Source organism: Streptomyces sp. S.PB5, from assembly GCF_030403745.1.
GTDB lineage: Bacteria > Actinomycetota > Actinomycetes > Streptomycetales > Streptomycetaceae > Streptomyces.
On sequence record NZ_JAQMWP010000016.1, the window covers coordinates 140,625 to 162,965 of the forward strand.

The following is a 22,341-nucleotide window of genomic DNA, read 5'->3' on the forward strand; positions in this document are numbered from 1 at the left end:
GCTTATGAGGACCCGTCGACGGCGGCAGCGGCCACAACCAGGTCCTGCCATGACATGCCCACACTCTTGAAAAGCTTTGGCCTCAGGGGCCTGACGTTCACAGCTCCGCATACAAGTTCGGACAAGTTGCCTGCGATCGCCTCAGTACCGATGTCGCCGGAGCGCAAAGGGATCAGGATGTCGCCTGCCTCGCTCAGCGCCGCGGCGCGCGCTTCGACGACCACTGTGGCCCGGGCGACGAATTCGGTGTCCACCTCTCGGGCCGTCGGTTCGTGAGACCCGATGGCTGCTACCACCGTGTGGGATGCGATATCGGTGGCCCGGAACAGGGGCGTACGCGATGTCGTGCAGCAGGCCACGATGTCGGCGGTCGCGACGGCTTCCGAGGGGACCGTCTCTGCGTCCAGGCCGGCCTTCCGGCAGCGCTCGACCAGATTCGCTGCCTGCTCTGGGCGACGCGTGACGACACCGACCGAGACAATGGGGCGCACAGCCCGGATTGCCTCCACGTGGCCCCATGCCTGTGGTCCGGCCCCGAAGACGACGAGCCGTGCGGCATCCGGGACCGCCAGGTGGTCCACGGCCACGGCGGAAACCGCGGGGGTGCGCAGCAGGGTCAGGGCGGAGCCGTCGATCAGGGCTGTCGGGCGGAGCGTGGCCGCGTCCATCAGGAGGTAGGAGGCGATGATGCGTGGCTGCCCGCGGGCGGGGTTGCGGGGTGCGACTCCAGCGATCTTCACTCCGGTGTAGGAGGATGTCGTGGAGGGCATCAGCAGCAGCTGGCCCGCGTCGACGTCGAGCACGGTGCGGGGGATGTCCGCTTCGGGGTCCAGCCCTGCGCGCAGGGCTTGTTCCACTGCTTGGATGGCTTGTGGCATGGGCAGCCGCCGTGCTAGTTCGTCGGCGTCGATCAGGGGCAGTGCTGAGGGGTTCACGCACTCAGTTCCTTCAGGACATGTGAGGTCTTCTCCAGAGCGGCTGCCAGTTGGGCCGGTTCCTGCCCGTAGGTGAACCGCAGGTGGTGCTCGGTTCCGAAGTGGGCGCCGGCGCCGACCAGCACGCCGCCGCGGGCATGCAGTGCCTCGGCGACTTCGGTGCTGGACAGGTCCAGGTGGTAGCGGACGAAGGCCAGGGAGGTCGCCTGGGGCGGCACGGCCGAGAGTAACTGCTCATGGGAGGCGATCCACTGCTGCATCTGGGTCCAGCTCTCGCGGAGGAAGCCGCGGTAGCGGTTCAGCAGCCGGGTGCGGGTGACGGGAGTGAGCGCCAGTTCCGCGAGGGCCATGGCCGGGCCGGCCGCGGAGACGGTGGTGTATTCGTGTCGTTGGCGAAGTTTCGGCGTGAGCGTGGGTGGTGCGATCAGCCAGCCGAGACGCAGACCTGGCATGCCGAATGCCTTGGAGAGGCTGCCGACGCACACGACTCGGTCGTACCGCCCCCAGAAAGTGGGACTGGCCTCCTCGGTGTGGAGTTCGGTGCCGCGGTGCACTTCGTCGGAGAGGATCCATGCGCCTACGCGGTCCGCGATGGAGACGATCGCGCGTATCTCCTCATCGGTGAGGATGGTGCCCGCCGGGTTGTTGGGGGTTGTCACCGAGATGGCTCGGGTGTCCGGGCGGACCACGTCTGCCAGCGCGTCGATATCGGGGCGCCAGCCACGCTGCGGGTCCAGTGGGAATTCCTCGACAACGGCGCCCTGGTTGAGGGCAGCGCCCCAGACCTGGCGGTAGCCGGGTGACATCGTCACCACATGGTCCCCGGGTCGGATGAGGGTCTCGACGGCGACTGTGTTGGCCTCTGCCGCCCCGACCGTGACGATGACCTCCGAGGCGTGGTCCGCGCTCCCGGCGTGCCACTGCGCTATCAGCGCGCGCAACTGGTCGGTGCCGCAGGTCGGGGGGTAGCTCAGCTCACTGTCGAGGAGCCGGCTCAGCGACTGTTCACTGTCCACGAGGTCGCGCAGCCGGATCGGCCGACAGCCGCTGTCGGCCAGACTGTATGTGGCCGTGGCTCCCAGTCGCCCCTGCCATTCCAGCAGTTCGAACGGGGTGAAGGTCATGGATATCCTCAGGGATTGGGCGGAATGTAGACGGTGGAGGCGGGGCTACTCGGCGCTGTCCACCTTGGCTGGATCACGTTCGACGACCGGGTCGAGGGCGGAGTCGATGCGGCGCATCAGCGTCGGCTCGATGCGCAGGCCCGCGGCCTTCGCGCTCTCGCCTATCTGCTCCGGCCGGGAGGCTCCCACGATGGCCGCGGCGACGTTCGGGTTCTGTAGCGTCCAGGCGAGTGCGAGTTGTGCCTGGCTCAGGCCCAGCTCCTGAGCGATGGGGGTGAGCTGCTGCACCCTCTCCAGCACCTCGTCACGCAGGAAGGTCTTCACCCAGCCGGAACCCACCTCGTCCGTGGCCCGCGATCCCGTCGGCGGAGGGTGCCCGGGCCGGTACTTGCCGGTGAGCACACCTTGGGCGAGCGGCGACCAGACGATCTGGCCGATTCCCTCTCGTTCGCACAGGGGCACGATCTCCTCTTCGATGACACGCCAGAGCATCGAGTACTGGGGCTGGTTGGACACGAACCGGTCCAGGCCCAGTTCGCCGGCGAGTTTCATGGCCTGTGCGATCTGGTCCGCGGTCCACTCCGAGACGCCGATGTAGAGGACTTTGCCTTGCCGGATGAGGTCGTCGAAGGTCTTGAGGGTCTCCTCCAGCGGTGTCCGGTGGTCGAAGCGATGCGCTTGGTACAGGTCGACGTAGTCGGTGCCGAGCCTCGTCAGCGAGCCGTTGATGGCCTCGGTGATGTGCTTGCGGGACAGGCCGCCGTCGTTCGGTCCGGGACCGGTCGGGAAGAACACCTTGGTGGAGATCACCAGGGACTCACGACGCTGGCCTTTCAGTGCCTTGCCGAGTACGGCCTCGGCGGCGGTGCCCGCGTATACGTCGGCCGTGTCGAACGTGGTGATTCCGGCGTCCAGCGCCGCGTGGACGCACTGGACGGCCTGGTCATCGTCGATCTGGGCGCCGTGCGTGAGCCAGTTGCCGTAGGCGATCTCGCTGACCTGAAGTCCGCTACGACCCAGTTGCCTGAATTTCATCCGTAGTCCTCACTGCTGTCATCCCCGCGCGGAGGCAGGAGTGTGATCCGCACACGGTTGTCGTGGAAAACCGCTCCGCCGCCCATGTCCGCGTCCCGCTCGTCGACGGTGGCGTTCGGGCCGGAGCCGTCAGTCAGCTTGGGCCAGTGGCCCTTGGTCGTCATGGCGACGCCTGGGCGTACGACATCGTCGATCCTGGCCAGGGCCTCAAAGGCGCCTCGGCTGTTGGCCACCTGGACGCGGTCACCGCTCGCGATGCCGCTCGCCGCGGCGTCCTTCGGGTGCAGCACGACATACGGCGGGCCGGCCCGGCGTCGCAGCGCCGACTTGTTCCCGAAGATGGTGTTGAGGAAGAAGTGGTTCGCCACGGAGAGGAGGACGAAGGGGAACGACTGTGCCAGCCGGGTGTCGTGCGTCTCGGTCGCCGGAACGTATCCGGCCACGGCGTCGAAGCCGTCCGCCTGGGCGGTCTCTGAAAGGAATTCGAGTTTCCCGCTGGGGGTGGGGAATCCGTTCGCGAAGGGCACATGACCCTTCGGGTAGGAGAGCCGCGCCCATCCTCTGTCGCGCAGTGTGTCCACGGTGATGCCGGTCAGGGACGGGTGCCGGGAGTCGAGGAGTTCGCTCGCCAGTTCCTCGTCGCTGGCGTACAGCGCCGGTTCCGTCAGTTCCATGGCCCGGGCCAGGCGCCGGAAGGTCTCGGTCGTGGACAGACACTCCCCGGGCGGGGCGACCGCCGGTTCGTTCCAGGTGATGTACAGATGGCCGTAGCCGTCGTGCACGTCCAGGTGCTCGGGCTGCATGGTGGCGGGCAGCACGATGTCCGCGTAGTCGGCGGTGTCGGTCTGGAAGTGATCCATGACCACCGTGAAGAGGTCTTCCCGGGCCAGGCCCTGGCGGATTCGGTTCTGATCGGGGGAACTGGCCAGCGGGTTGGCGCCGTAGACGATCAGTGACGTCACAGGCGGATCATCTGTCTCCAGCAGCCCTTCGGCCAGCCGCGTCATGGACAGGCTCCGAACGGGACGGCTCAGCAGGTCGTCCCGGTAGAGGGCCTCGCGGTTCCCGCCGAAGTAGCCGTCGGTTGAGTAGAGCAGACCGCCGCCGGGTCGCCGCCAGTCCCCGGTCACGGCGGGCAGGCAGGCGAGGGCTCGCAGGGCTGTGCCACCCCCGGCGTGACGCTGAATGCCCTGCGATACCCGGATGGCGGTGGGCCGGCTGCCCGCGATGCGCCGTCCGAGCCGGATGATCTCCTCCTCGGTCACCCCCGTCTCCTGTGCCGTGCGCCGCGGGGTGAACTCCAGCACTCTCTTCCGGAACGCTTCCCATCCCACGGTGTAGGTGTCCAGGTACTCGTGGTCCTCGGCACCCTCTTGGAGAACCGCGTGCATGAGGCCCAGGGCGAGCGCCGCGTCCGTGCCCGGAAGGGGCGCGATGTGCTCGTCGGCCTGGGCCGCCGTACGGCTGCGGATCGGGTCGATGACGACGACATGTGCACCGTCGTGCCGCGCGCGCTGGATCACCTTCCACAGGTGGTGGTGAGTCGTGAGGGGATTACTCCCCCACAGCAGGATCAGCCGGGAATACAGCAGATTCTCCGGGTCGATCCCGGTACTGGTGCCGAGTGTGTACTGGAGTCCGGCGAGACCGGCGATCGAGCAGATCGTCATGTCGTGGCGCGAAGCGCCCAGTACGTTCCAGAGCCTGCTGCCGGCCCGCCCCTGAAGCCCCTGAAGAAAACCGAGGGTTCCGGTTCCCTGGTACGGCCAGATCGCCTCGCCACCATGGCGTTCGATGGTCTCCGTCAGCCGCCGCGCGATCTCACCGAGGGCACTGTCCCAGCTGATGCGCTCGAACCGGCCCTCGCCCTTGCGGCCGATGCGCCGCAGCGGGTGCAGCAGCCGGTCGGGCGCGCGGGTGTGCTCCAGGAACTGGTTGACTTTCACGCACAAGGTGCCCCTGGTGTAGGGATGGTCCGGGGTGCCGCGCAGCGCGATGGCCTCACCGTCTTGGACCGTCACTTGCCAGCTGCAGCCGTCCGGGCAGTCCAGCGGGCATGCTCCGGGGACTTGCGTGATACTCATGGGCCCTCGCTTCCAGACGACCCCGGCGCCGCGCGCCGGGCGGCCAGCTCCGTGCGCAGCGAGGGCGAAAGAACGCCCCGCATCACCTCCCGCGCGGTTCCGGTCAGGCTGACCCGGCCGTCCCGTGCCACACTCACCTCGACGTCACCCCCGGGCATGCGGACTCTCACGTCCCGGCCGACGAAGCCGCGCGCGTGTGCCGCGGCCGCCGCGGCGCACGCGCCGCTCCCCGAAGCGGGCACATGGCCGGCGGCCCGCTCCCAGACCACCGCATCCAGCGTGTGGTCGTCGTGTACGCGTACGAACTCCACGTTGGTGCCCTCGGGATAGCGGGAATGCCAGGCCAGAGCGGGGCCCAGGCGCTGAGCCAGTTCCCCGTCGATCCGGTCCCTGAACACGACGGTGTGCGGAACGCCCAGGTTCAGGTCGGTGACGGTGACCACCGTGTCCGGCCCCTGACCGGCGAGGGGGACAACAACGCCACCGACGCCGCTGTCCCCCTCGCCCTCCACGGTGGTGAACCGCGGCAGCCCCATGTCCACGCGCACCAGGCCGTCGGCGAAATCCACGATCCGGACCTCCGCGTCGCCGCCGCGTGTCCGAATCGCGAACGGCTTGCCCGCACGCCACTGCCCGACGTGGTGCTCGGCGAGGTACAGGGCGAACATGCGCAGTCCGTTGCCGCTCATCCCGCACTCGCTGCCGTCCGCGTTGAAGATGCGCAGCGATACCGGGGTGTCGGGCCTGGGAGGTTCCAGCGGCCCGAGGAGCAGCCCGTCCGCCCCTACTCCGTAGTTCCGGTCGCAGAGCAAGCGGACGGCCTCGGGGGCGGGCTCAGCGCCAAGGACCGTATCGCCGCATCCGGGGTCGACGAGCAGGTAGTCGTTGCCCAGCGCCTGGTACTTCACGAAGTCGCCCATGAGCCGACGGCTGCGGCGGGTCAGTTCTTCGGGCGGTTGGCGAGGGCCGCCTCGTCGTGCTCGTCGCCGTACCACTTGTCCTTCCAGCGGGAGAAGGCGACGATCACGATGTCCCGGTGGCCGGGCCCGCCGTCCGCGGAGGTCACGTCCGTGACGTCGTGCTGGAGCGCCTTGTCGTCCAGGAGGACGGCCTGCCCGGCCGCCAGTGTGCCCGTCCAGAACGGCGCGTCGGCGCCCGGCTTCCACAGACGGGTCTCGCTTCCCCCGACGTTGTTCCGCCGCAGCACGGCGATCATGACGTACTCGTGTCCGTCGTGGTGCACACCCTCCGGAGTCAGCGGTCCGGGGCGCTGGCCGTCGGCCCTCGTGCGGTTCTGATGGACGTTGATCTGCCAGTCCTCACCGCGGTCCAAATCCATCGCGTCCGCACCGAGTGTGATCATCGGGGTGAAGTCGGCGAGGATGGTCTCGTACGTGCGGCGCATACCACCGCCCACCTTGTTGAACTGCTTGTACGTGGTGTAGTCACGCTGCGGTAACTTCTCGTAGAGCCAGCCCTTGTCGCGTCCGGGTTCCGGCGTGAGCCGGTACTGAGCGAACCGTTTGAAACGCGTGCCGTTGCCCATGTACGGGTCGAGCGGGAGGTCTTCGTAGCTCTGGAGCATCTCCGGCGTGGCCGGAGGGAAATCGATGATCGAGAATCCTTGAGGGCCGAGTGCCATGACGCGGAGCCTTTCCTGTCAGACCGGTCAGTGAGCGGCGAGATCGGGCATGCGTTCGTCGAGGTAGCGTGCGGAGGAGTTGAGCCGCCACAGTGTTCCTCGGGCGATCGCGCGCCGCATGCGCTCCGACTCAGCAGCCGGGACGACCACGTTGTGGAACCAGCCGGCCGCGTGCCGGGAGTCGATGGTGATGTGCAGCTTGTGGTACACGATGCCGACGTCGGGCAGTCCGAGCCGCTCCCAGGCGTGCACGACCTGCACGAAACGGTCGGGCGCCAGCCACTCGGTCATTCCCAGGAATCCGACGGCCTCCGGGTACAGCTGCCGGTAGCGGCAAAGAAGCACAGCGAGATTTCCGGACAGAAGCGCGTTGGCGGTGAGTGACCGCTCCAGCTCGTCGGCGGGAATTTCGAAGACCCCGAAGATCTGGTTGAAGAGATGGGTGTGGACCTGTGACGGGTCCCCGTTTCCCATCTCGTCCCAGAAGTTCTCGGCTATCTCCATCTTCGCGGCGCCGCTGGTGCCGACCTGCATCATGGCGAGAAGATCGTCGAATCGCCCGTCGACGACCGATTCCTGGATCACATAGTTCCGCAGGTCGTCTTCCGTTGCCTGATTTCGGATGAACTCCCGGTAGTACGGGTGCTTGTAGACCCGGTGCTCACGGGCAAGTTTCTTCAGCCACGGAAGGAACGCGGAGGGGTCCGTCGGCGCGGCATCGAGCATACCGGGCTCCAGCATGGCGTCTTCGGTGGCCATGGTGGCCTGTTCGAGCAGACGGAGCACCTCTTGAACGACCACGGAACCTTCGGCGGTAGGCGCCTCGGGGAGTTGCGTCGAGAGCCCGTAGATACGGGAGAGCAGCAGTTGCTGGCCGTAGAAGGCTCCCTGATCACCGGCTGTGGACTGCGCGTTGAGTTCGCTGACGGCTTTCCGGAGATCCGCCCGCTCACCAGTGGTGAGTGACGCATCAAGATCCTGCGCGGAACGATTCAGCAGCGAGGATATCTCCTCAACCACCGGATAGATCTCCACGCCCGTTTTCTGATCGAGTAAGTGAACTTCTGTGCTCACACCGCCTCCTGTCGTATGCCAACTCTCCATGCCAGCGGCATTACCGGCATGGTTACCTGCGGAACGCTAACTTCTCTGTTGTTCAAGGAGCTACATCACAAGGGGAGATTGACGTAACGAGAGGTCTTGACGCAGCTGGTATAAGGATGCGTGGCCACTGAACGTTGATGGCGCGATGCGCATCATCCGCCATCGGTTGTCATGACGGGCGACGGCCTCAACGGCCGCCGCCCGCCTTGTGCATGCTGCTTGGGCGTCAGTCCTTCGTCGGCATGGCCCGGCGCGACTGGCGCTGACCGTGGTCAGCACCTGGGTCGGACGTCCTTCGGGAAGCCGCTCGGCCAACCCCCTCGTCAGCGGCGAGGAAGAGAACCGCGAACAGCAGCAGGGCCGTGCCTGTGAGAACGATCGCGTTGAGCCGCTCATCGAAGACCAGGATGCCGATGACCGCCGCGGTGAGCGGCTCGACCAGGGCGACCACGGACGCCGTGGTCGCCCGTACGGCGCCGAGGCCGGCGAAGAACAACGTGTACGCCAGGGCTGTAGGCGCAGCCCCCAGGTAGAGGATCAGAGCCAGGGTCCATGCCGGTCGCTCCATGCCGGGCAGCAGGCCCTCCAGCAGAGCCATCGGCAGAAGGCAGACCGTGCCGACCGCGAAACCTGTGACTGTGGACTCGAACACGCCACCGGCGTTCTCCCGACCGGAGAAGCGGCCCAGCAACGTCACGCCCGCGTACCCGGCGGCGGAGAGCAGCGCGTATCCGATGCCCAAGAGGGGAGCCGGGCCAGTGCTCCCATCAGCGCCCCCCATCAGCAGCACCAAGCCGACAACGCCGCTCGCCACCGCGGCGGTTCCGGCGACGCCGGTGCGCTCGCCCAGCGTGAGCCGGGCTCCGACCGCGACCAGCACCGGACCCGAGCCCAGGGTCACCACCGTGGCCACGGTCAGCCCGGCCTGCTGCACGGAGGCGAAGTAGGCCGTCTGGTACACCGCCAGCCCGAAGCCTGTGATCAGGGCCCGCCGCGGGTTCGCCGCGAACGTCGCACGCAGCGACAGCGCCGTCTCGGGCCGCCGAGACCGTCGCACCAGGTGAGCTACCAGAAGTAGCCCGAGTCCGGTCAGGAACCGCCAGAAGGAAACAGAGATGGGGCCGATTCCGCCGACGTCGTACAGTTCAGCGGCCACCGCACCGCCAGTGCCCCACGCTGTGGCCGCAATCGCGACGTAGAGAACACCCTGCCGAACGGGCAGGGCAGAAGAGGACTGCAACTGAGGTCTCCTCGATTGATTGCCATCACGATGTCTCCGTGGGCAACCCGCGCAGCCACCCCGGTAACCCCGGGATGGCTCTGCATGACTGCCCGCCTTAAGCGGCGGGCGGCGGAGGCGTCAGAAACAGCTGCATGTGATCACCTTACCCGGCCATGGGCAGGCATCCCAGCATGGGCCGGACCTGCCCACCGCTCGGGGACAGGTCCCCGCGTTCGACCTGCGCGTTCTTCAAGCACTGTCAGAGGCCATCCGCAGGAAGGCGAAGCGCGCTGTCGTACGGGCCGGGCGGGATGTGGAGGGTGGCGGTGTCGTAGTCGCCGAAGCGCAGCACGTTGTCCCTGCGGTGCGGGCTGAGCGCGGCGATGTCGTCGGGGCTCAGCTCCCAGCCCTGCGCGGCCATCTGACGCAGTGTGTCGGTCATGTCGACGGTGGTGGAGAAGATGCTGTTGGCCATCAGGTCGAGGAACTTGACCGCTTTCTCCTGGAGTTCGGGGTCGCGGGAGCGCAGTTGACTTGCGCCTCGGGTTGAAGCCCGGGGATTCTGGCCTTCTCGACTGATTGCTGTGCCGCTACGCGGCACGGTTTCCGGTCGGGAATCCGTGGCTTCCTGTTTCTTCGCGCCGTGCCGGGATTGCTCCTGGTCTTACCGGCGCTCCGCAGGCTGACACCGCCAGTCCGGCGGCCGTTTTCACGTTGAGTGCGGCGTTGGTGTCGCGGTCGTGGACGGTGCCGCAGGCGGTACAGGTCCATGCCCGGACGTGGAGGGGTTTGGGTCCGTCCACGGCGCCGCAGGTGGAGCAGGTCTGGGAGGTCGGGGTGAACCGGCCGATGGTGACCAGGGTGCGGCCATACCGTTGCGCCTTGTACGCGAGCATGCCGAGGAACGATGCCCATCCAGCATCCTGCACCGACTTGGCCACCCTGGTGCGCGCGAGTCCTTTCACCGCCAGGTCCTCCACCGCGATTGCTTGGTTCTCGCAGATCAGCTTCGTGGAGAGCTGGTGGTGGAACTCACGGCGCGCGTCAGCGACCTGGGCGTGGGCGACCTTCAGGCGGGCCTTGCTGCGGTTCTTGGATCCCTTCTGCTTGCGGGACAGCTGCTGCTGGGCCTTCTTCAGCTTCTTGATGACGGTGACGGAGGTGGGGGTGGTGGGCAGGGTGCGGGACCATTTCACCTTCACCGCGCCGATCTTCGGCAGGTTCAGACGGCCGGCGTCCGTGATCCTCCAGCGGGCGTTGGCGGTGAACCGGATCGACTGCCGGGCGTCCTTACGGGACTTGAACCGAGGCGGGCCCGTTCCGGCACAAGGTGTTCACCGATACCCACTTGAGGCGGATCGAGGAGATCATGCGCTCGGTGTGTACGGACTTCGAGTGCGAACTGGTGGAGTTCGACGGTGAGGACAACCACGTCCACCTGCTGGTCAACTTCCCGCCCAAGGTCGCCGTGACCAAGCTGGTCAACTCCCTCAAGGGTGTTTCCTCCCGCGTCTGCGCCAGGAGTTCCCCGACCTGGTGCGCCACTACTGGCGGGCCAACAAGCTCTGGTCCGGCTCCTACTTCGCCGGCACCGTCGGCGGCGCCCTGCTCTGCGTGGTCAAGGGGTACATCGAACAGCAGAACCGGCCCGTGCGAGCATCGCCCGGCTCCGCCTGGACGGCCTCGCGACGCTCCCCGCCACGGGTGATGAACACACCATCCGGCTCCGCCGGACAAGAACCTGCGACGCTCCGCGCCGCAGCCATCACATTCCCTTCACCACCGGGCTGAAGCCCGATGCACTGCGAATGAATCCCGGTAGCGACAAGGGTGCCTGCAGCGACGTGGTGGGGCGGGACAGGCAGCACGGCGACCACCGCTCGGTAGGGGCCACCGGCTCTCCTTGAGGTGAGACGTGGGCTTTGCTCACACCTCAACAGGCCGGGTTCTGACCCCGTTTTGACCACGGGACAGGCAAGATCTTTTTGAATACATGGGGGACCGACCACCTGGCCATGAGGCACTGGGTTTCCCCTTCATTAAGGTACACTCACAGCGCCGAACCGTACCGTGGTGACACTTCCTTTGATCTCCGCGAGATCGCCCTTTATCGATCAAAAGTGACCACCGAAGCGATCGATCGGAATGCACTATTCCAATTAATGGCCACCGAGATGGTCAGGTCGGCACCGTCTATCCCTTTTCGGGTTGCGAGTGGCTAGACTTCTCGTGGTTGCCGTGTGGCGCGATCCCATGCGCCTGCCGACTGCACTGGGGGGCCTGGTGAGCAGTGAAATCGAACTAGTGAGGACGGCGGCTCAGGATCTGTCCGACACAGTGCGCCGAATAGTCTCTGAATGGCGCACACAGCACGCAGTGGACACAGAGGCAATCAGGCAGATCAGGGCCCGATCACAGACCTTGATAAACGTGAGCATCGGGCAAGGCCTTGGTGAACTGAATCGCGTCACCCAGGAAGAGATCGAAAAATTTGCGCTGCAGTTGCAGAACAGCTCCCTTCCTGACAGTTCGAGGGACCGGGCAGCCACACGACTTCTCCAGCTGGAGACTCTCCTTGAACGCAACATCGAGGATTACTACGAGAAGGTCCGGAGGATCTAGCCATGGCGCCGTCCAGCAGGCGGAGGCCAGCTGGTCAGGGCGATGGGAATCCCGTCGAACGGCCCTTTGCCTCCACCGATGACCACCCGGCCGACGACCTGGCTGTTCGTATGCTGATCATGCTGAGCGAGTGGAAGATACACCACAACCTCGGCCACTTGTCCGATGAACTGGTGCTGCGTCGCGCGCTTTCCGTGATCAAGAATCTTCAGCGGCTCTCCGAATTGGGTGGAGATCTACATTTGAACGACCCTTCGACATTCAGAAAAGGACGGTGATTGAACTGCTCGGCATCATTGCGGGTGTGATTGTGGGCAGCGCGCTGTCGGCGCGGCGGGACATGGTCCGCGAGGAGATCGAGTACCAGATGCTGCGGCGGGCCGCTGTCCGGGCCGAAACGGAACGAGCGTTGCGTCGGGCCCGGGAACTGGGGCGTGAGGCACGCGAGGACATCGAGGCTATCGGACCCTGAGAATGTCTCATGGATGATCCAGGAACGGCAGTCGCGGGGGATCCTCCCCGTGCCTGGGGGCTCCCGCCAGGGATTCAGCGAAGTCACGTGATGCCCCGGTTTGCGCTCGTGATGTCCCAGAAGGTGAGGGACGCCGAACGTCCACGAACTCGTTGGTACTGCCGGAAGTTCGAGCCTGACATAAAGGCCAAGGAAGCTCGATGGGCATCCGGACTTGCGAGCCTGGTCACGGGCCGATGTGGATGTATGGCGCCCACACGGTGAGCTGGTTCGGGTGGCTCTTACGCATGTGCAGGAGAGCCTTGTGGAGTGCTTCGGCGACTGACCGTGGGGCGGCTGTCCCGCTGTGTCGGAGTGCCGTGTAGACCTGTGCGGCGACCTCTGGGGAGGTCGAATCGTAGATGCTCCATAGTGTTGCGATGACGTGGCGGAACCCGATGGTGGCCAGTGCCGCGGCCAGGTGGATGGACTCATCGAGGAGGCCTGTGCCGCCGATGGCGGTCTGGCAGGCGGAGAGGAATGCCAGCTCGGCCTGGGAGGATGTCTGCTCGGCCATGTCATGGACGGTGAGCATCCCGTCCGCCAGGAAGAGCCCGCCTCTGCTCGGGCGTGAGAAGTCCTGTCCGCCGTGGCAGGAGAAGTGTGCCCACGTATGTCGGGGCAGTTCCTCCAGAGCCCGCTGTCGCGTGGCCTGGTCTCTGGTCACCAGCGTGTACTGGGCTGGGTGGGCAGCAGCGATGCGTTCGACCTCGGGCACCGCTTGAGGCAGGTGGTGCTGGTGCGGTGCGTCGGGAACCGCCATGAGCAGGAGCCGGGGGGCATCGTGCGGCGCAGGGCGTTGCCGCGCTCGGATCAGTGCCCGAAGTGTCGGGGTGTAGGACGAGACGACGTGGTCGATGACCGCAGTTGTCTCCGTGGCGGGACCGGCGGCGTGCAGGGGAAAAACCGCCAGCGGGCCGGTCGGACACCACCACACCCGCCGCTGGGTGGACGTTTCGGAATCGGGGAGACGGTCCAGGACCGGGGCGGTGACCGCGGTCCACAGCCAGTCCAGTGCGGCCCTGATACGCATCCGGGCCTTGACCATCTCTCCCAGTGCGCCGCTTGCGGCAGCGTCCTGGAGTTGCTGGAGTGCGTGGATGTAGTCGTTGGCCCGGAGTGTGGCCTGCTCCTCGTCGGCTGCCTGACTGAGCCGTACGACGACAGGCGTGCCGCGCTGCGTCATTATGATGGCGTCGCTGCGGTACGAGCTGATGTTGAGAACGATGACCGGTCCTTCGGCCGCCGCTCGCGTGAGCCGGTGGTAGGCGGGTGCGCTCAGGAAGTCTTCGAAGCCGCGCAGGTTGCGCACCCGCGTCAACAGGCGGTCCCGCTCGTGGGCGAGACGGACCCGGCGGTCGTCGTCCTTCACAGAGGTTGCGGGGTGCGGCAGGCCGGCTGTGTCGGCGGTACTGCTGGTGTCTGTGGAGGACAGGGCGCGCAGCGCGGCATGCACCTCGTCGAGTCGTCGGGCCAGCGCCGGGGCGGCCTGTGCCAGGTCGTCGAGGTCCGTGGTCACGTCAAGGGCGAGATTCCATAGAGCGGAGCGCCCTTGTTCCAGCAACTCGACCGCCAGGCAGGGATCGTCGCGCTGCAGTGCGCAGGCGGCCGCGTCCCGGGCGACTCCGGAAGCGTGAGCAAGTCGGTACTCCTGATCCGTACGACGCAGTCCGGGCCATGCCAGTTGCCCGTACAGGTCGAGCGCCCTGCGGAATCCTTCTACGGCGGTATCCCATTTCCCAGCCGAGGCCGCGGTGTTGCCCCAGTAGGCGGCAGCGTCGAAGCGTAGCTGAGCGGGGGCCGCATCGTCGGCACACACCAGGCGCCAGGCATCGATGGCCGACGCGAGGTCCTTCGGACGTCCGGCCGCCCGATAGCGCTGCCAGCAGGCCATGGCCAGGCTGTACGTCCACTGCGCACGGTCCCCCGCCTTGCCGGGGCAGGCTGCAGCCTTGAAGGCAGTGTCGACGCGGTCATCGAGGGCGCCGGCGTCGCCGGTGAGGCGATACAGCTCACGCAGCAGCTCGGCGCGGCTTTGGAGCACGTCACCTTCAGGCGGTCCGGCCGTCAAGGGATCCAGGACGCGAAGGCCCTCGCGAACCGTGTCCGCGTTGTTGTCCAGTCCGGCCTGGATGTGGAGGTGATCGGCCAAAGCGATCCGCATACGGCGTTCATGGGCCGTTCCCATGGCCAGCTCGAGCGCCTCGCGGGAAAGAGCGAGGGCTTTGCGTCCGAGGGTGTGGTCGTCGGTGGCGAGGGCGCGCCGCATCCACGACCGTGCCACGTTGGCCAGCCGACCGGGGCGATGAGGGTGGCGCGGTGACGTGGCATCCAGGGCCTGCTCATAGAGCTGAGCTGCCTCATGGTGATCGGACTCGGAGCCGAGGCGGCCGGCTCGGTAGACGAGAGCATTGGCCAGATTCACAAGACCTTCGATGCGCCGTTCACGCCCCGTGGAGAGGCTCTCACGGTATGACTCGATGCCCGCGTTCAGATCGTCCAGCGCTCCCCGCCACTCGAAACGGATGATCCGTGAGACGGCGAGGTTCATGTGGCACCGTGAGGCGTCATCCGGGTCGCAGGATCGGACCGCCTCTTCGTGGACCGAGACGGCCTCGTCCAGCACGGCCGAGTCTCCGGTCTTGTTCGCCTGGGCGGCGAGCGCGCTGCCGAGACTGCTCAGCCGGCCGGCGCGGCGAGCCGGCTCAGTGGTGGCGTCAACGGCCTTCCGGTGGAGGGCGATCGCTTCGGTGAGGCTGTCTTCGTTGCCTGTGATCTCTCCACGGATCGCGAGCACCGCACCAAGAAGGTTCATCGCCGCCGGGTTCTCCGGAGAGGCGTGCAGTGCTTCACGGTAGGCCGCGACCTGGTTGTCGAGGTCGGTGAGGTCGGCCCGCGTCTGGTAGCGCAGTTCCAGCGCCTGACCAAGCTTCTCCTGGCGGGAGGCGCGTTGGGGATGCTCCGCGGGGGTCAGCGCGGTGGACTCTTCAAGTGCGCGGATCGCATCGTCGATGTCCTCGATGCGGCCGTTCAGCCGGAAGCGGCTCGTCAGCAAGGTGCCCAGGTTCGCCTGGAGCGAGGGGAACAGCCGGGTGCGGTGATCGGCAGACAGGACGTCACGGTACAAGGCGATGGCCCGGTCCAGCATGCCGGGATCGGGAGGCTCGGAGCGGCGGTACATCACCCCTGTAGCCACCGCCTCGTTCAGCTTCGCCGTCGACCGCAAGGGATCACCGGCAGGAAGCTCACGCAGCACCTGATCCAGCAGGAGAAGGGCACGCCGGGCGTCGGATGCGTCGCCGTTGCATCCGGCACGGCCGACGAGGCCGCTCGCAAGGGAGACCCGCGCCGCGGCTGTGCGCGGGTCGTCGGCGGGCAGTGCCTCCAGGGCCGCCTCATAGTGACGGACCGCCAGGTCGTGGCCGACGGAATCACTCTCGCCCGCGCGCGCCGAGTACAGCGCTGCGAGGTTTTGCAGTGCGGCCCAGCGGTCGGATCCGGTGATGTCCGGCCCGTCCGAGGCACCGGACGCACCGGAGATGTCGGCCCAAGCCTGCTCCGCGAGCGGGATGGCGGCCTCCAGATCGGCGGCGTCCTGGGTGAGGAGGAAGCGCTGCACCCCGATCTCGGCTTGGACGGCCCGCAGCCGGGCGTCGGCTTGCGGAAGCTCGGTGAGTACGAGTTCCGCCTCGCGGAGAACGGTCAGGACATTGGTGGTCCGGCCGTCCTTGAAGTACAGCAGCAGGGCACGGACCAAGTGAAGGGCATGTTCGGCTCCATCCTCGGTGTGAGAGCCGGACTTCCACGCTGTGCGCAGTGCCGACGCTGCGGCATCGAGGTCGGCGGGGTCGTGGCTGCGCTGCCAGCGGGCCAGAAGAGCCATGCCCAGCAGATGGTGGGCGCGGGTCCACACGCCGTTCTGCGTACCCGGCGCCGGGAATCCGGTGCAGGCTCGGAAGAGGCCGATCGCCTCGTCCAAGTCTTCCGGGCGCCCACTCGTATCGGCTCTGGCCTGCAATGCCTGGCCCAGGAGCGACTCGGCTATGCCGTGCAGGTGTTGTGGGGAAGGCAGAGCGACGCCTGCTCTACCGGCGGCCACCGCGCCGTCCAGAGCGTCTGGGTCGTGGCCCTCTTCGTACCGGCGCCTCAGCAGGTCACAGAGGTTGACGTGAGCCCGGCGGCGCTCGTCCTCGTCGGAGGCATATAGTCCGACCCCCGCGAACAACTCCGCGGCAGCGTGGGGGGCGTCGCCGGGGAAGTCGGCGGGCGGCGGATCCTGGGCCAGGAGGACCGCGAGATCGAGGGCATCCCCAGGGTCGTTGAAGGCCATCACCCGCCACATCAGCGGCTCGGGAATCTCCAGTGCGTCCCGGACCTCGGGTGACGAGGCCTGCCACAGTGTGGCGAAGCACCGTACGGCCATGTCGAGTTCGCGTGGGCCGTCAGTCTCCGACGTCTGGCTTCGGTACCAGCGGAACCAGCCCAGCAGGTACAGATCGCTCCATTGAGATGCGTCGTCCGAAGCCGGTTGCGCCCACAAGGACGTGAGCTCCTCGGCGGCGCGCACCGCTTCAGCGTCGAGTATGACCGTGTCGTCGTGGCGCTGCGTGTAATCGTTCAGACGCCTGGTCAGTTCCGCCCGGAGCTCTGCCCCCGTCATACGGCACCCCCGTCCTTCTTCGACAGTAGAAGGCGGCTGAATGATTGTCATCTGGCCCGGAACCGCTGCTGGGCTCTAGGCTTATCGGTCACGGGCGAGGGGCGAGCGGGGGCGGCCGGTGGACGAGCGAAGTGCGCGGGCACTGCTCTGCGCGGAGCTGCCCCAACTACAGCGTGCTGCCAGAAGCGAGGGATGGAACGACCTGCTGGAACAGGCCGTGGTGCTCGTGCTCGGCGAGGGCACTGCCTTCGACGCGTGGCGGCTGCTGGGAGCGGACCCCGAGCGGCTGGACAGCCGGGGAAACGGGTCGGGGTTGCCACCCCTTCCCGGGCCGAAGGCAGCACACGTGATCCCTGGCCAGTACCGCTGCCCCGACCGGGCGTGCCCACGGCAGGAAGTTCGCGACACCCAGGGACGCGTTCCGGTGTGCTCGCTCACTGACACACCGATGATTCCGCTGGCAGGGCCATAGCCGTGCCCGGCTCGTTCTTCTCGGAACTGGGCAAACGACTCGCTGAGCGGTGGCTGACCTCCCTGATACTGCCCGGCCTGCTCTTCGTCGTCGCCGCATGGAGCGCCGGCGTACTCGGGAACCGGCGCGCTCTGGACCGAGCGCGGCTGCTCGACGCAGCCGAGCAGTCCATGAAGCCATTGGAAGCGGGCACCGGAAAAGCACTGGTCACAGTTGTCGCGGCGCTGTTTCTCGCCACGATCACAGGCCTGACCGTGAAGGCCCTCGCTGGGGCGATCGAGATCATCTGGACCGGACAATGGCGGGGTCCCTTCCGGCCGCTCGGAAGGCACCTCACCAACTGGCGAAGGAATCGCGAGGAACACACCCGGCCCGCCGGCCTCGATGTGCCAGATGGTTACCGTCCGGCCGCCCCGACCTGGATGGGGGATCGCCTCGGTCTGGTCAGGAAGCGCGTGGACACTGAATACGGATGCTCGCTCGATCTGGCGTGGCCACGCTTGTGGCTGCTCCTGGACGACACCGCACGCGCTCCCGTGAACGATGCCCGCCGCCGTTTGGGCGAAGCGGCAGCGCTCGCAGCCTGGGGCGTGATGTATCTGTCACTCGGGACCGTGTACTGGCCGGCGGCCGCTGCCGGGGCTTCGGCGTTCCTCGTAGCGTGGCGTAAGGGTCGGGCCGCAACTGATGCCTTTGCCGCACTGGTTGAAGCAGTGGTCGACCTGAATATTCGTGCGCTTGCCGAAGCCTTGTCCCTACAACCCGCTCCAGGACGGCTGCCCCGATCGATCGGTGTACAGATCAACGACGTTCTGGACAAGGGCACCTACATACGCACGACACCGCTCGGCTGACCGTTCTGCAGGTTTCAAGCGGCGCGGTGACTCGATGCCTTTGCGGGCGATGCGGTGCAGGATGCCGCGCCCGCGTAACCATCGCCGCAGGTGGTCGTAGTCGTATCCCTTGTCGGCGTGGAGGTTTGCCGGTCTGCGCCGTCGGCGTCCTCGCCGTGGACGTGGTCTTCGACCTGCGCGGCTGCCCGGTTCCGGCGCGGTCAGCGCGCCGGTCTTGGCCAGAGCCGAACCGGCCGGTCCGACCGGCCGGTCCGACCCCGTCGTCGCGCTCCGACGCGGCAGCAGCGGCTCATGCCATGCATCTTCGTCGGGACAGCCGCGCGTCGGGCCACAGAATCTCGGCGGGACTCGAATCCGGTACTCTTGAAGAGTTCTTCAATTCACTAGTTGCCTTGCTGAGCAGGCCACAGAAGGAGGTCCGCCGTGGGCGGGTTCACCGAGGCCGCGCGCCGGCGGGTCCGCGCGGCGCGCGCCGCGCTCACGACCGCCCTGGAGGCCGAGGACGCCTATGCGACCGCCGTCGCACAGGACGAACTCGATGACGCTGTGCGCCTGGCGCACCGGCATGGCATCGACGTCGGTGTGGAGGCTGAAGAGGGATGATCAGGGTGCCGGTTCCGTTGTACGAGGCGAAGGCGGAGTTCTTCCGGATGCTCGGGCATCCGGTGCGCATCCGGGTGCTGGAGCTGCTGCAGGACGGCCCGAAGCCGGTGCGGGACCTGTTGGCGGAGATCGAGGTCGAGCCGTCGAGCCTCTCGCAGCAGCTGGCGGTGCTGCGCCGCTCCGGGATCGTCACCGCCACCCGCACCGGATCGACCGTGGTCTACGAACTGGCCGGCGGCGATGTCGCCGAACTGCTGGCAGCGGCCCGGCGCATCCTGTCCGTGCTGTTGTCCGAACGCCAGGACCTGCTTGACGAACTGCGACGAACAGAAGCAGCGCGGTGACCGGCGGCGCGCACCGGTTCCGGATGCCGTGGCACCGCGGCCGCCCGGCCGCGGCCATCGAACACGCCCGGCCGCCGGTACGGCGGCACATCACCTCGGTGCCGGTGGGACCCGACGCGGTACGCGAGGCCCGGGAAGCGGTGATCGGGCACTTCGCGGAGATCGGCGTCACTCCCGAGTCCTCCTTCGCTGACGCGGTACTGCTCACGGTCAGCGAGCTGGTCACCAATGTGCTGCGGCACGCCCCGCACTCTCCGCTGATGGACGTGGGGATGACGGCCGCGGCCGGTCAGCTGGTCATCAGCGTCGCGGACGCCGAACCACGCCTTCCGGACCTCACCTTGGAGGGCATGGGCGCCGGGCTGCGGATGGTGGCGGACCTCGCTGCCGACTACGACGGCGAACTGAGCGCCGAGCCCGCCCTCGACCACGAAGGCAAAGTCGTCCTCGTCCGGTTCGAGATACCCCTGTAGGCGCACACGGCAGGACGAGAGAAGGCAAGGGCATGGTGAACGACGCCGAGCAGGACACGCCCCGGGATGCGGAGAGCCAGAAGGAACGCGGTGTCGCACTGCGCGCCGGCTTCTACATCTTCGGCACACACCTGTTCGCCGGCTTCGTGTGGCTGCTCTTCCACCTCGGCGAACACGTCTCGAAGTAGCGGAAGCCGACACATCCGCAAGGACCTGTCGGCCCTGATTCCACCCCCGGTCTGCCCTGGCGTGCCGTACTCCTGTCTGGAGACGATCAGGTTTGCCCGTGGGTGGCCACCACTCCCCCGGACCGCCATCCACGGGACTGCGACACATACGATCATGGGCGCTGGTTGAAGTCTCCTTCAAGTGAGCAGTTGCCATGACCGCAAGGTGACTACGAGAAGGGACGACCAGGAGTGATCGCTGTTGTGGGGCATCCCGATCTCACCGCACCGACGCTCGCGCTGCTGGAGGAGGAGCTGCGCGAGCGGCTGGCCTCCTTCGCCATGGCGGGCAGGGCTGGGCTGGTCCGTGCGGGTCGGGGGCTTCCGCTGGCGTTCGGTCGCGCCGCCCGCGAAGCGGGGCTGGCCCTGGTGACGGTGCTTCCGGCCCGCAACCGTGTGCCCGCGCCACTGGCCGAGCCCGACGGCAAGGCGGCCGGTGAGCTGCTGCTGTTGTCGGAACAGGTGCGACTGCTGGAGTACGACCCGAAGAGCCTCAGCTCGTGTGTGACCGCCGACGAGAGGCTGCTGCGGTCCTGCGCAGGCGTCCTGGCGATCTGGGACGGGTCGCCGTCGAGCGATCGGGACCGGACGGCGCACCTGGTGGCCTTCGCACGGAGTCACGGCCTCGATGTCGAGGTGCTCTGGCCGCGCGGGGCCAGGCATGAGGCCGACTGTGAGGTGTCGCCTTGACCACTCCTTCCTCTCCTGGGTGGGCTTCACCCACCAGGCGCTGCCGGTGATCCGTCCGGTCAATCACCTCGTCAGCGACGAAGGCGGCATCATCATCCGCACGCACGCCGGGGCCGCGCTGCCGACCACCGCGTCGGCGTCGGAGGTGGTGGTGTACGGGGCCGACCGCCTCGATCTCGACACCCGCACCGGCTGGAGCGTGGTGGTCACCGGCACCGCCAGCCGCGTGACGGACGCCGAGACGACGGCTGACTACAGGTCGTTGCCCGCGTAGGACAGGTTGAAGCTCTTGTTGGTCAGCGGAAAGTCCGGGACGATCGTGTCCGCCAGCGCCACCGGTAGGGCGGGCCAGTTGAAGAAGGACGGGTCCGCCGGCTTGACCCGGGCCAGCGTGCCGTCCGGGGCGAGTTCGATGCGGGTGGCGATGGTGCCACGCCAGCCCTCCACGAGTCCCACGCCCGTGCCCGGGCCCGCACCGGGCACGGGAGCCGGACCGAGGACGGCTGCAGATGCGGTGAGTCCCTCGGTGAACTGCCCGATCAGGGCGAGGGATACGTCGATCTCCTCAGCGCGGACCAGGAAGCGGGCCAGAACGTCACCGCTGTCGTGGACGGGCACGGCGAGCCCCATGTCGTCGTACGGCGTGAAGGGGTGGGCGATGCGTGCGTCGGCGGCCAGGCCACTGGCGCGGGCGACGTAGCCGAGGCAGCCGATGGTCCGGGCAGCGTCGGTGCGGAGGATGGCGGTGCCGGTGAAGCGGTCGTGGACGGTGGAGTGGGCGAGGGCGAGGTCGGTGATCTCGCGGATGTCCGCGCCGATCGCCTTCAGGCGCGCGGCGTCGGGCAGGGAGTGCAGGACGGCGCCGCCTGGGACGACGCCGCCGCGCAGGAGCCGGTGTCCGGTGATCTCCTCGTTGAGGCGCAGGAGTTGTTCGCGGACGCGTTGGGCGTGGGCGTTGAGGATGCCGTGGCCGACGTCGTTGCAGAGCATGCCGAGGTCGGCGACGTGGTTGTGGATGCGTTCCAGTTCCAGCAGCAGGGCGCGGGCGCGCTGGGCTTCGGCGGGGACCTCGGTGCCGGTGGCCTCTTCGACGGCGAGGCAGTAGGCCAGGGCGTGGCCGACGGCCGTGTCGCCGCTGATGCGTTCGGCGAGCGGGAGGCCGGCCGCGGTCGAGCGGCCCTGGAAGAGTTTCTCGATTCCTTTGTGGACGAACCAGAGGCGGGCCTTGAGTTTGAGGATGGTCTCGCCGACGACGGAGAAGCGGAAGTGTCCGGGTTCGATCAGTCCGGCGTGCACCGGCCCGACGGGGATCTCGTAGACGCCGTCGCCCTCCACCTCCAGGAACGGATACGGGCCCTCCTGCTCGCCAAACGCGGGAGGTGGTCCGGCATCGGGGCGCATCGGGTACCAGCCGCGCGGCCAGTGGAAGTGCCGTACAAGGCGACGTGGGAGTGGGTGGTCGAGGGGGACGATGCCGAACAGGTCACGCATCTCGCGCTCGAACCGGCCCGCGGCAAAGGAGAGATGGGCGAGGCTGGGTACCTCGGGCCGGGCGGGGTCGAGGCGTACGTGGAGTTCGGTGCGCGTGTCGGGCGGGCCGGCCACGAACAGGTACACCACGCGTGGCCCCCTCTCGTCGAGGTGCGCGGCGGCCAGGGCGAGCCGGTGGCCCTGGGTGAGCAGGTCCTCGGCGTGCTGGGTCAGTGTGGCGGGGCTGACCTGGTAGATCTTGCGCATGG

At 67.5% G+C, this 22,341-nt stretch carries 21 protein-coding genes and 3 pseudogenes; 11 read left to right on the forward strand and 13 right to left on the reverse strand.

The features are described from left to right. Positions 1-2 precede the first annotated feature (2 nt). The 10 genes and pseudogenes from PH203_RS35575 to PH203_RS35620 form a co-directional block, all read right to left on the reverse strand. Positions 3-935: an ornithine cyclodeaminase family protein gene (locus tag PH203_RS35575; RefSeq protein ID WP_289925503.1), complete on the reverse strand. Its 933-nt coding sequence runs from the start codon at positions 933-935 to the stop codon at positions 3-5. Beyond that, the gene (locus PH203_RS35580) at positions 932-2,059 is read right to left on the reverse strand and encodes an aminotransferase class I/II-fold pyridoxal phosphate-dependent enzyme (RefSeq protein WP_289925504.1); all 1,128 of its coding nucleotides are present in this window, start codon (positions 2,057-2,059) and stop codon (positions 932-934) included. Before PH203_RS35580 ends, PH203_RS35575 begins: the two co-directional genes overlap by 4 nt. 45 nt (positions 2,060-2,104) lie before the next feature. Then, complete coding sequence (locus PH203_RS35585) at positions 2,105-3,094, reverse strand: aldo/keto reductase family protein (protein WP_289925505.1); 990 nt, start codon at positions 3,092-3,094, stop codon at positions 2,105-2,107. Beyond that, positions 3,091-5,178, reverse strand: a complete 2,088-nt coding sequence (locus tag PH203_RS35590) for a molybdopterin-dependent oxidoreductase (RefSeq protein WP_289925506.1) — start codon at positions 5,176-5,178, stop codon at positions 3,091-3,093. Before PH203_RS35590 ends, PH203_RS35585 begins: the two co-directional genes overlap by 4 nt. Beyond that, on the reverse strand, positions 5,175-6,098 hold the full coding sequence (gene dapF, locus PH203_RS35595) for a diaminopimelate epimerase (RefSeq protein ID WP_289925507.1): 924 nt from the start codon (positions 6,096-6,098) through the stop codon (positions 5,175-5,177). The genes PH203_RS35590 and dapF overlap by 4 nt, the downstream gene beginning before the upstream one ends. Positions 6,099-6,118: 20 nt before the next feature. Next, positions 6,119-6,820, reverse strand: coding sequence for a 2OG-Fe dioxygenase family protein (locus PH203_RS35600; RefSeq protein ID WP_289925508.1), 702 nt, complete (start codon positions 6,818-6,820; stop codon positions 6,119-6,121). Positions 6,821-6,847: 27 nt separating this feature from the next. After that, positions 6,848-7,894, reverse strand: coding sequence for an iron-containing redox enzyme family protein (locus PH203_RS35605; protein WP_289925509.1), 1,047 nt, complete (start codon positions 7,892-7,894; stop codon positions 6,848-6,850). 256 nt (positions 7,895-8,150) lie between these two features. Next, entirely contained in the window at positions 8,151-9,164 is a 1,014-nt protein-coding gene (locus PH203_RS35610) for an EamA family transporter (protein ID WP_289925510.1), read from the reverse strand. 241 nt (positions 9,165-9,405) lie between these two features. Then, positions 9,406-9,747 (reverse strand): Tn3 family transposase, encoded by a 342-nt coding sequence (locus tag PH203_RS35615; protein WP_289925512.1) that lies wholly within the window; start codon positions 9,745-9,747, stop codon positions 9,406-9,408. Further along, positions 9,737-10,462: pseudogene (locus PH203_RS35620) on the reverse strand (RNA-guided endonuclease TnpB family protein); the annotation flags it as partial. The pseudogene PH203_RS35620 and the gene PH203_RS35615, both read right to left, overlap by 11 nt. Before the next feature lie 2 nt (positions 10,463-10,464). Between PH203_RS35620 and tnpA the strand changes: the two are divergent. The 4 genes and pseudogenes from tnpA to PH203_RS35640 form a co-directional block, all read left to right on the forward strand. Continuing rightward, positions 10,465-10,787, forward strand: a pseudogene (gene tnpA / locus PH203_RS35625) (IS200/IS605 family transposase); the annotation flags it as partial. A 789-nt stretch (positions 10,788-11,576) separates the two neighbouring features. After that, the gene (locus PH203_RS35630) at positions 11,577-11,768 is read left to right on the forward strand and encodes a hypothetical protein (RefSeq protein ID WP_289925513.1); all 192 of its coding nucleotides are present in this window, start codon (positions 11,577-11,579) and stop codon (positions 11,766-11,768) included. Positions 11,769-11,770: 2 nt separating this feature from the next. Then, the gene (locus PH203_RS35635) at positions 11,771-12,046 is read left to right on the forward strand and encodes a hypothetical protein (RefSeq protein ID WP_289925514.1); all 276 of its coding nucleotides are present in this window, start codon (positions 11,771-11,773) and stop codon (positions 12,044-12,046) included. Then, entirely contained in the window at positions 12,043-12,240 is a 198-nt protein-coding gene (locus PH203_RS35640) for a hypothetical protein (protein ID WP_289925515.1), read from the forward strand. The genes PH203_RS35635 and PH203_RS35640 overlap by 4 nt, the downstream gene beginning before the upstream one ends. Before the next feature lie 226 nt (positions 12,241-12,466). Here the strand turns inward: PH203_RS35640 and PH203_RS35645 are convergent, their stop codons facing one another. Next, positions 12,467-16,939 (reverse strand): CHAT domain-containing protein, encoded by a 4,473-nt coding sequence (locus PH203_RS35645; protein WP_289925516.1) that lies wholly within the window; start codon positions 16,937-16,939, stop codon positions 12,467-12,469. Positions 16,940-17,413: 474 nt separating this feature from the next. Here PH203_RS35645 and PH203_RS35650 point away from each other — a divergent pair, with 474 nt between their 5' ends. Further along, a complete protein-coding gene (locus tag PH203_RS35650) occupies positions 17,414-18,265 on the forward strand; it encodes a hypothetical protein (RefSeq protein WP_289925517.1) in 852 nt (283 codons plus the stop codon). A 15-nt stretch (positions 18,266-18,280) separates the two neighbouring features. Here the strand turns inward: PH203_RS35650 and PH203_RS35655 are convergent. Then, positions 18,281-18,421, reverse strand: a pseudogene (locus tag PH203_RS35655) (IS5/IS1182 family transposase); the annotation flags it as partial. Between the two features lie 267 nt (positions 18,422-18,688). On the opposite strand from PH203_RS35655, the gene PH203_RS35660 reads away from it, so the two are divergent. The 6 genes from PH203_RS35660 (at position 18,689) to PH203_RS35685 (ending at position 20,876) form a co-directional block, all read left to right on the forward strand. After that, a complete protein-coding gene (locus tag PH203_RS35660; protein ID WP_289925518.1) occupies positions 18,689-18,868 on the forward strand; it encodes a hypothetical protein in 180 nt (59 codons plus the stop codon). A 5-nt stretch (positions 18,869-18,873) separates the two neighbouring features. After that, entirely contained in the window at positions 18,874-19,212 is a 339-nt protein-coding gene (locus PH203_RS35665; protein ID WP_289925520.1) for a metalloregulator ArsR/SmtB family transcription factor, read from the forward strand. Continuing rightward, positions 19,209-19,685, forward strand: a complete 477-nt coding sequence (locus PH203_RS35670) for an ATP-binding protein (protein ID WP_289925522.1) — start codon at positions 19,209-19,211, stop codon at positions 19,683-19,685. The genes PH203_RS35665 and PH203_RS35670 overlap by 4 nt, the downstream gene beginning before the upstream one ends. A 32-nt stretch (positions 19,686-19,717) precedes the next feature. After that, a complete protein-coding gene (locus PH203_RS35675) occupies positions 19,718-19,873 on the forward strand; it encodes a DUF6126 family protein (RefSeq protein ID WP_289925524.1) in 156 nt (51 codons plus the stop codon). Between the two features lie 231 nt (positions 19,874-20,104). After that, complete coding sequence (locus PH203_RS35680) at positions 20,105-20,602, forward strand: hypothetical protein (protein WP_289925525.1); 498 nt, start codon at positions 20,105-20,107, stop codon at positions 20,600-20,602. Positions 20,603-20,621: 19 nt separating this feature from the next. After that, positions 20,622-20,876: a pyridoxamine 5'-phosphate oxidase family protein gene (locus PH203_RS35685; protein ID WP_289925527.1), complete on the forward strand. Its 255-nt coding sequence runs from the start codon at positions 20,622-20,624 to the stop codon at positions 20,874-20,876. Here the strand turns inward: PH203_RS35685 and PH203_RS35690 are convergent. Then, positions 20,855-22,339 carry an NADH-quinone oxidoreductase subunit C gene (locus tag PH203_RS35690; protein ID WP_289925529.1) on the reverse strand — a complete coding sequence of 495 codons (1,485 nt, stop codon included), beginning with the start codon at positions 22,337-22,339 and terminating at the stop codon, positions 20,855-20,857. The genes PH203_RS35685 and PH203_RS35690 overlap by 22 nt on opposite strands. Between the last annotated feature and the right edge of the window lie 2 nt (positions 22,340-22,341).

Bases quoted from the DNA above. Each gene is read 5' to 3' on its own strand.
- PH203_RS35635 (WP_289925514.1), top strand. From the start codon at position 11,771: ATGGCGCCGTCCAGCAGGCGGAGGCCAGCTGGTCAGGGCGATGGGAAT.
- PH203_RS35690 (WP_289925529.1), bottom strand. From the start codon at position 22,339: ATGCGCAAGATCTACCAGGTCAGCCCCGCCACACTGACCCAGCACGCC.
- PH203_RS35675 (WP_289925524.1), top strand. From the start codon at position 19,718: ATGGTGAACGACGCCGAGCAGGACACGCCCCGGGATGCGGAGAGCCAG.
- dapF (WP_289925507.1), bottom strand. From the start codon at position 6,098: ATGGGCGACTTCGTGAAGTACCAGGCGCTGGGCAACGACTACCTGCTC.
- PH203_RS35590 (WP_289925506.1), bottom strand. From the start codon at position 5,178: ATGAGTATCACGCAAGTCCCCGGAGCATGCCCGCTGGACTGCCCGGAC.
- PH203_RS35580 (WP_289925504.1), bottom strand. From the start codon at position 2,059: ATGACCTTCACCCCGTTCGAACTGCTGGAATGGCAGGGGCGACTGGGA.
- PH203_RS35600 (WP_289925508.1), bottom strand. From the start codon at position 6,820: ATGGCACTCGGCCCTCAAGGATTCTCGATCATCGATTTCCCTCCGGCC.
- PH203_RS35585 (WP_289925505.1), bottom strand. From the start codon at position 3,094: ATGAAATTCAGGCAACTGGGTCGTAGCGGACTTCAGGTCAGCGAGATC.
- PH203_RS35645 (WP_289925516.1), bottom strand. From the start codon at position 16,939: ATGACGGGGGCAGAGCTCCGGGCGGAACTGACCAGGCGTCTGAACGAT.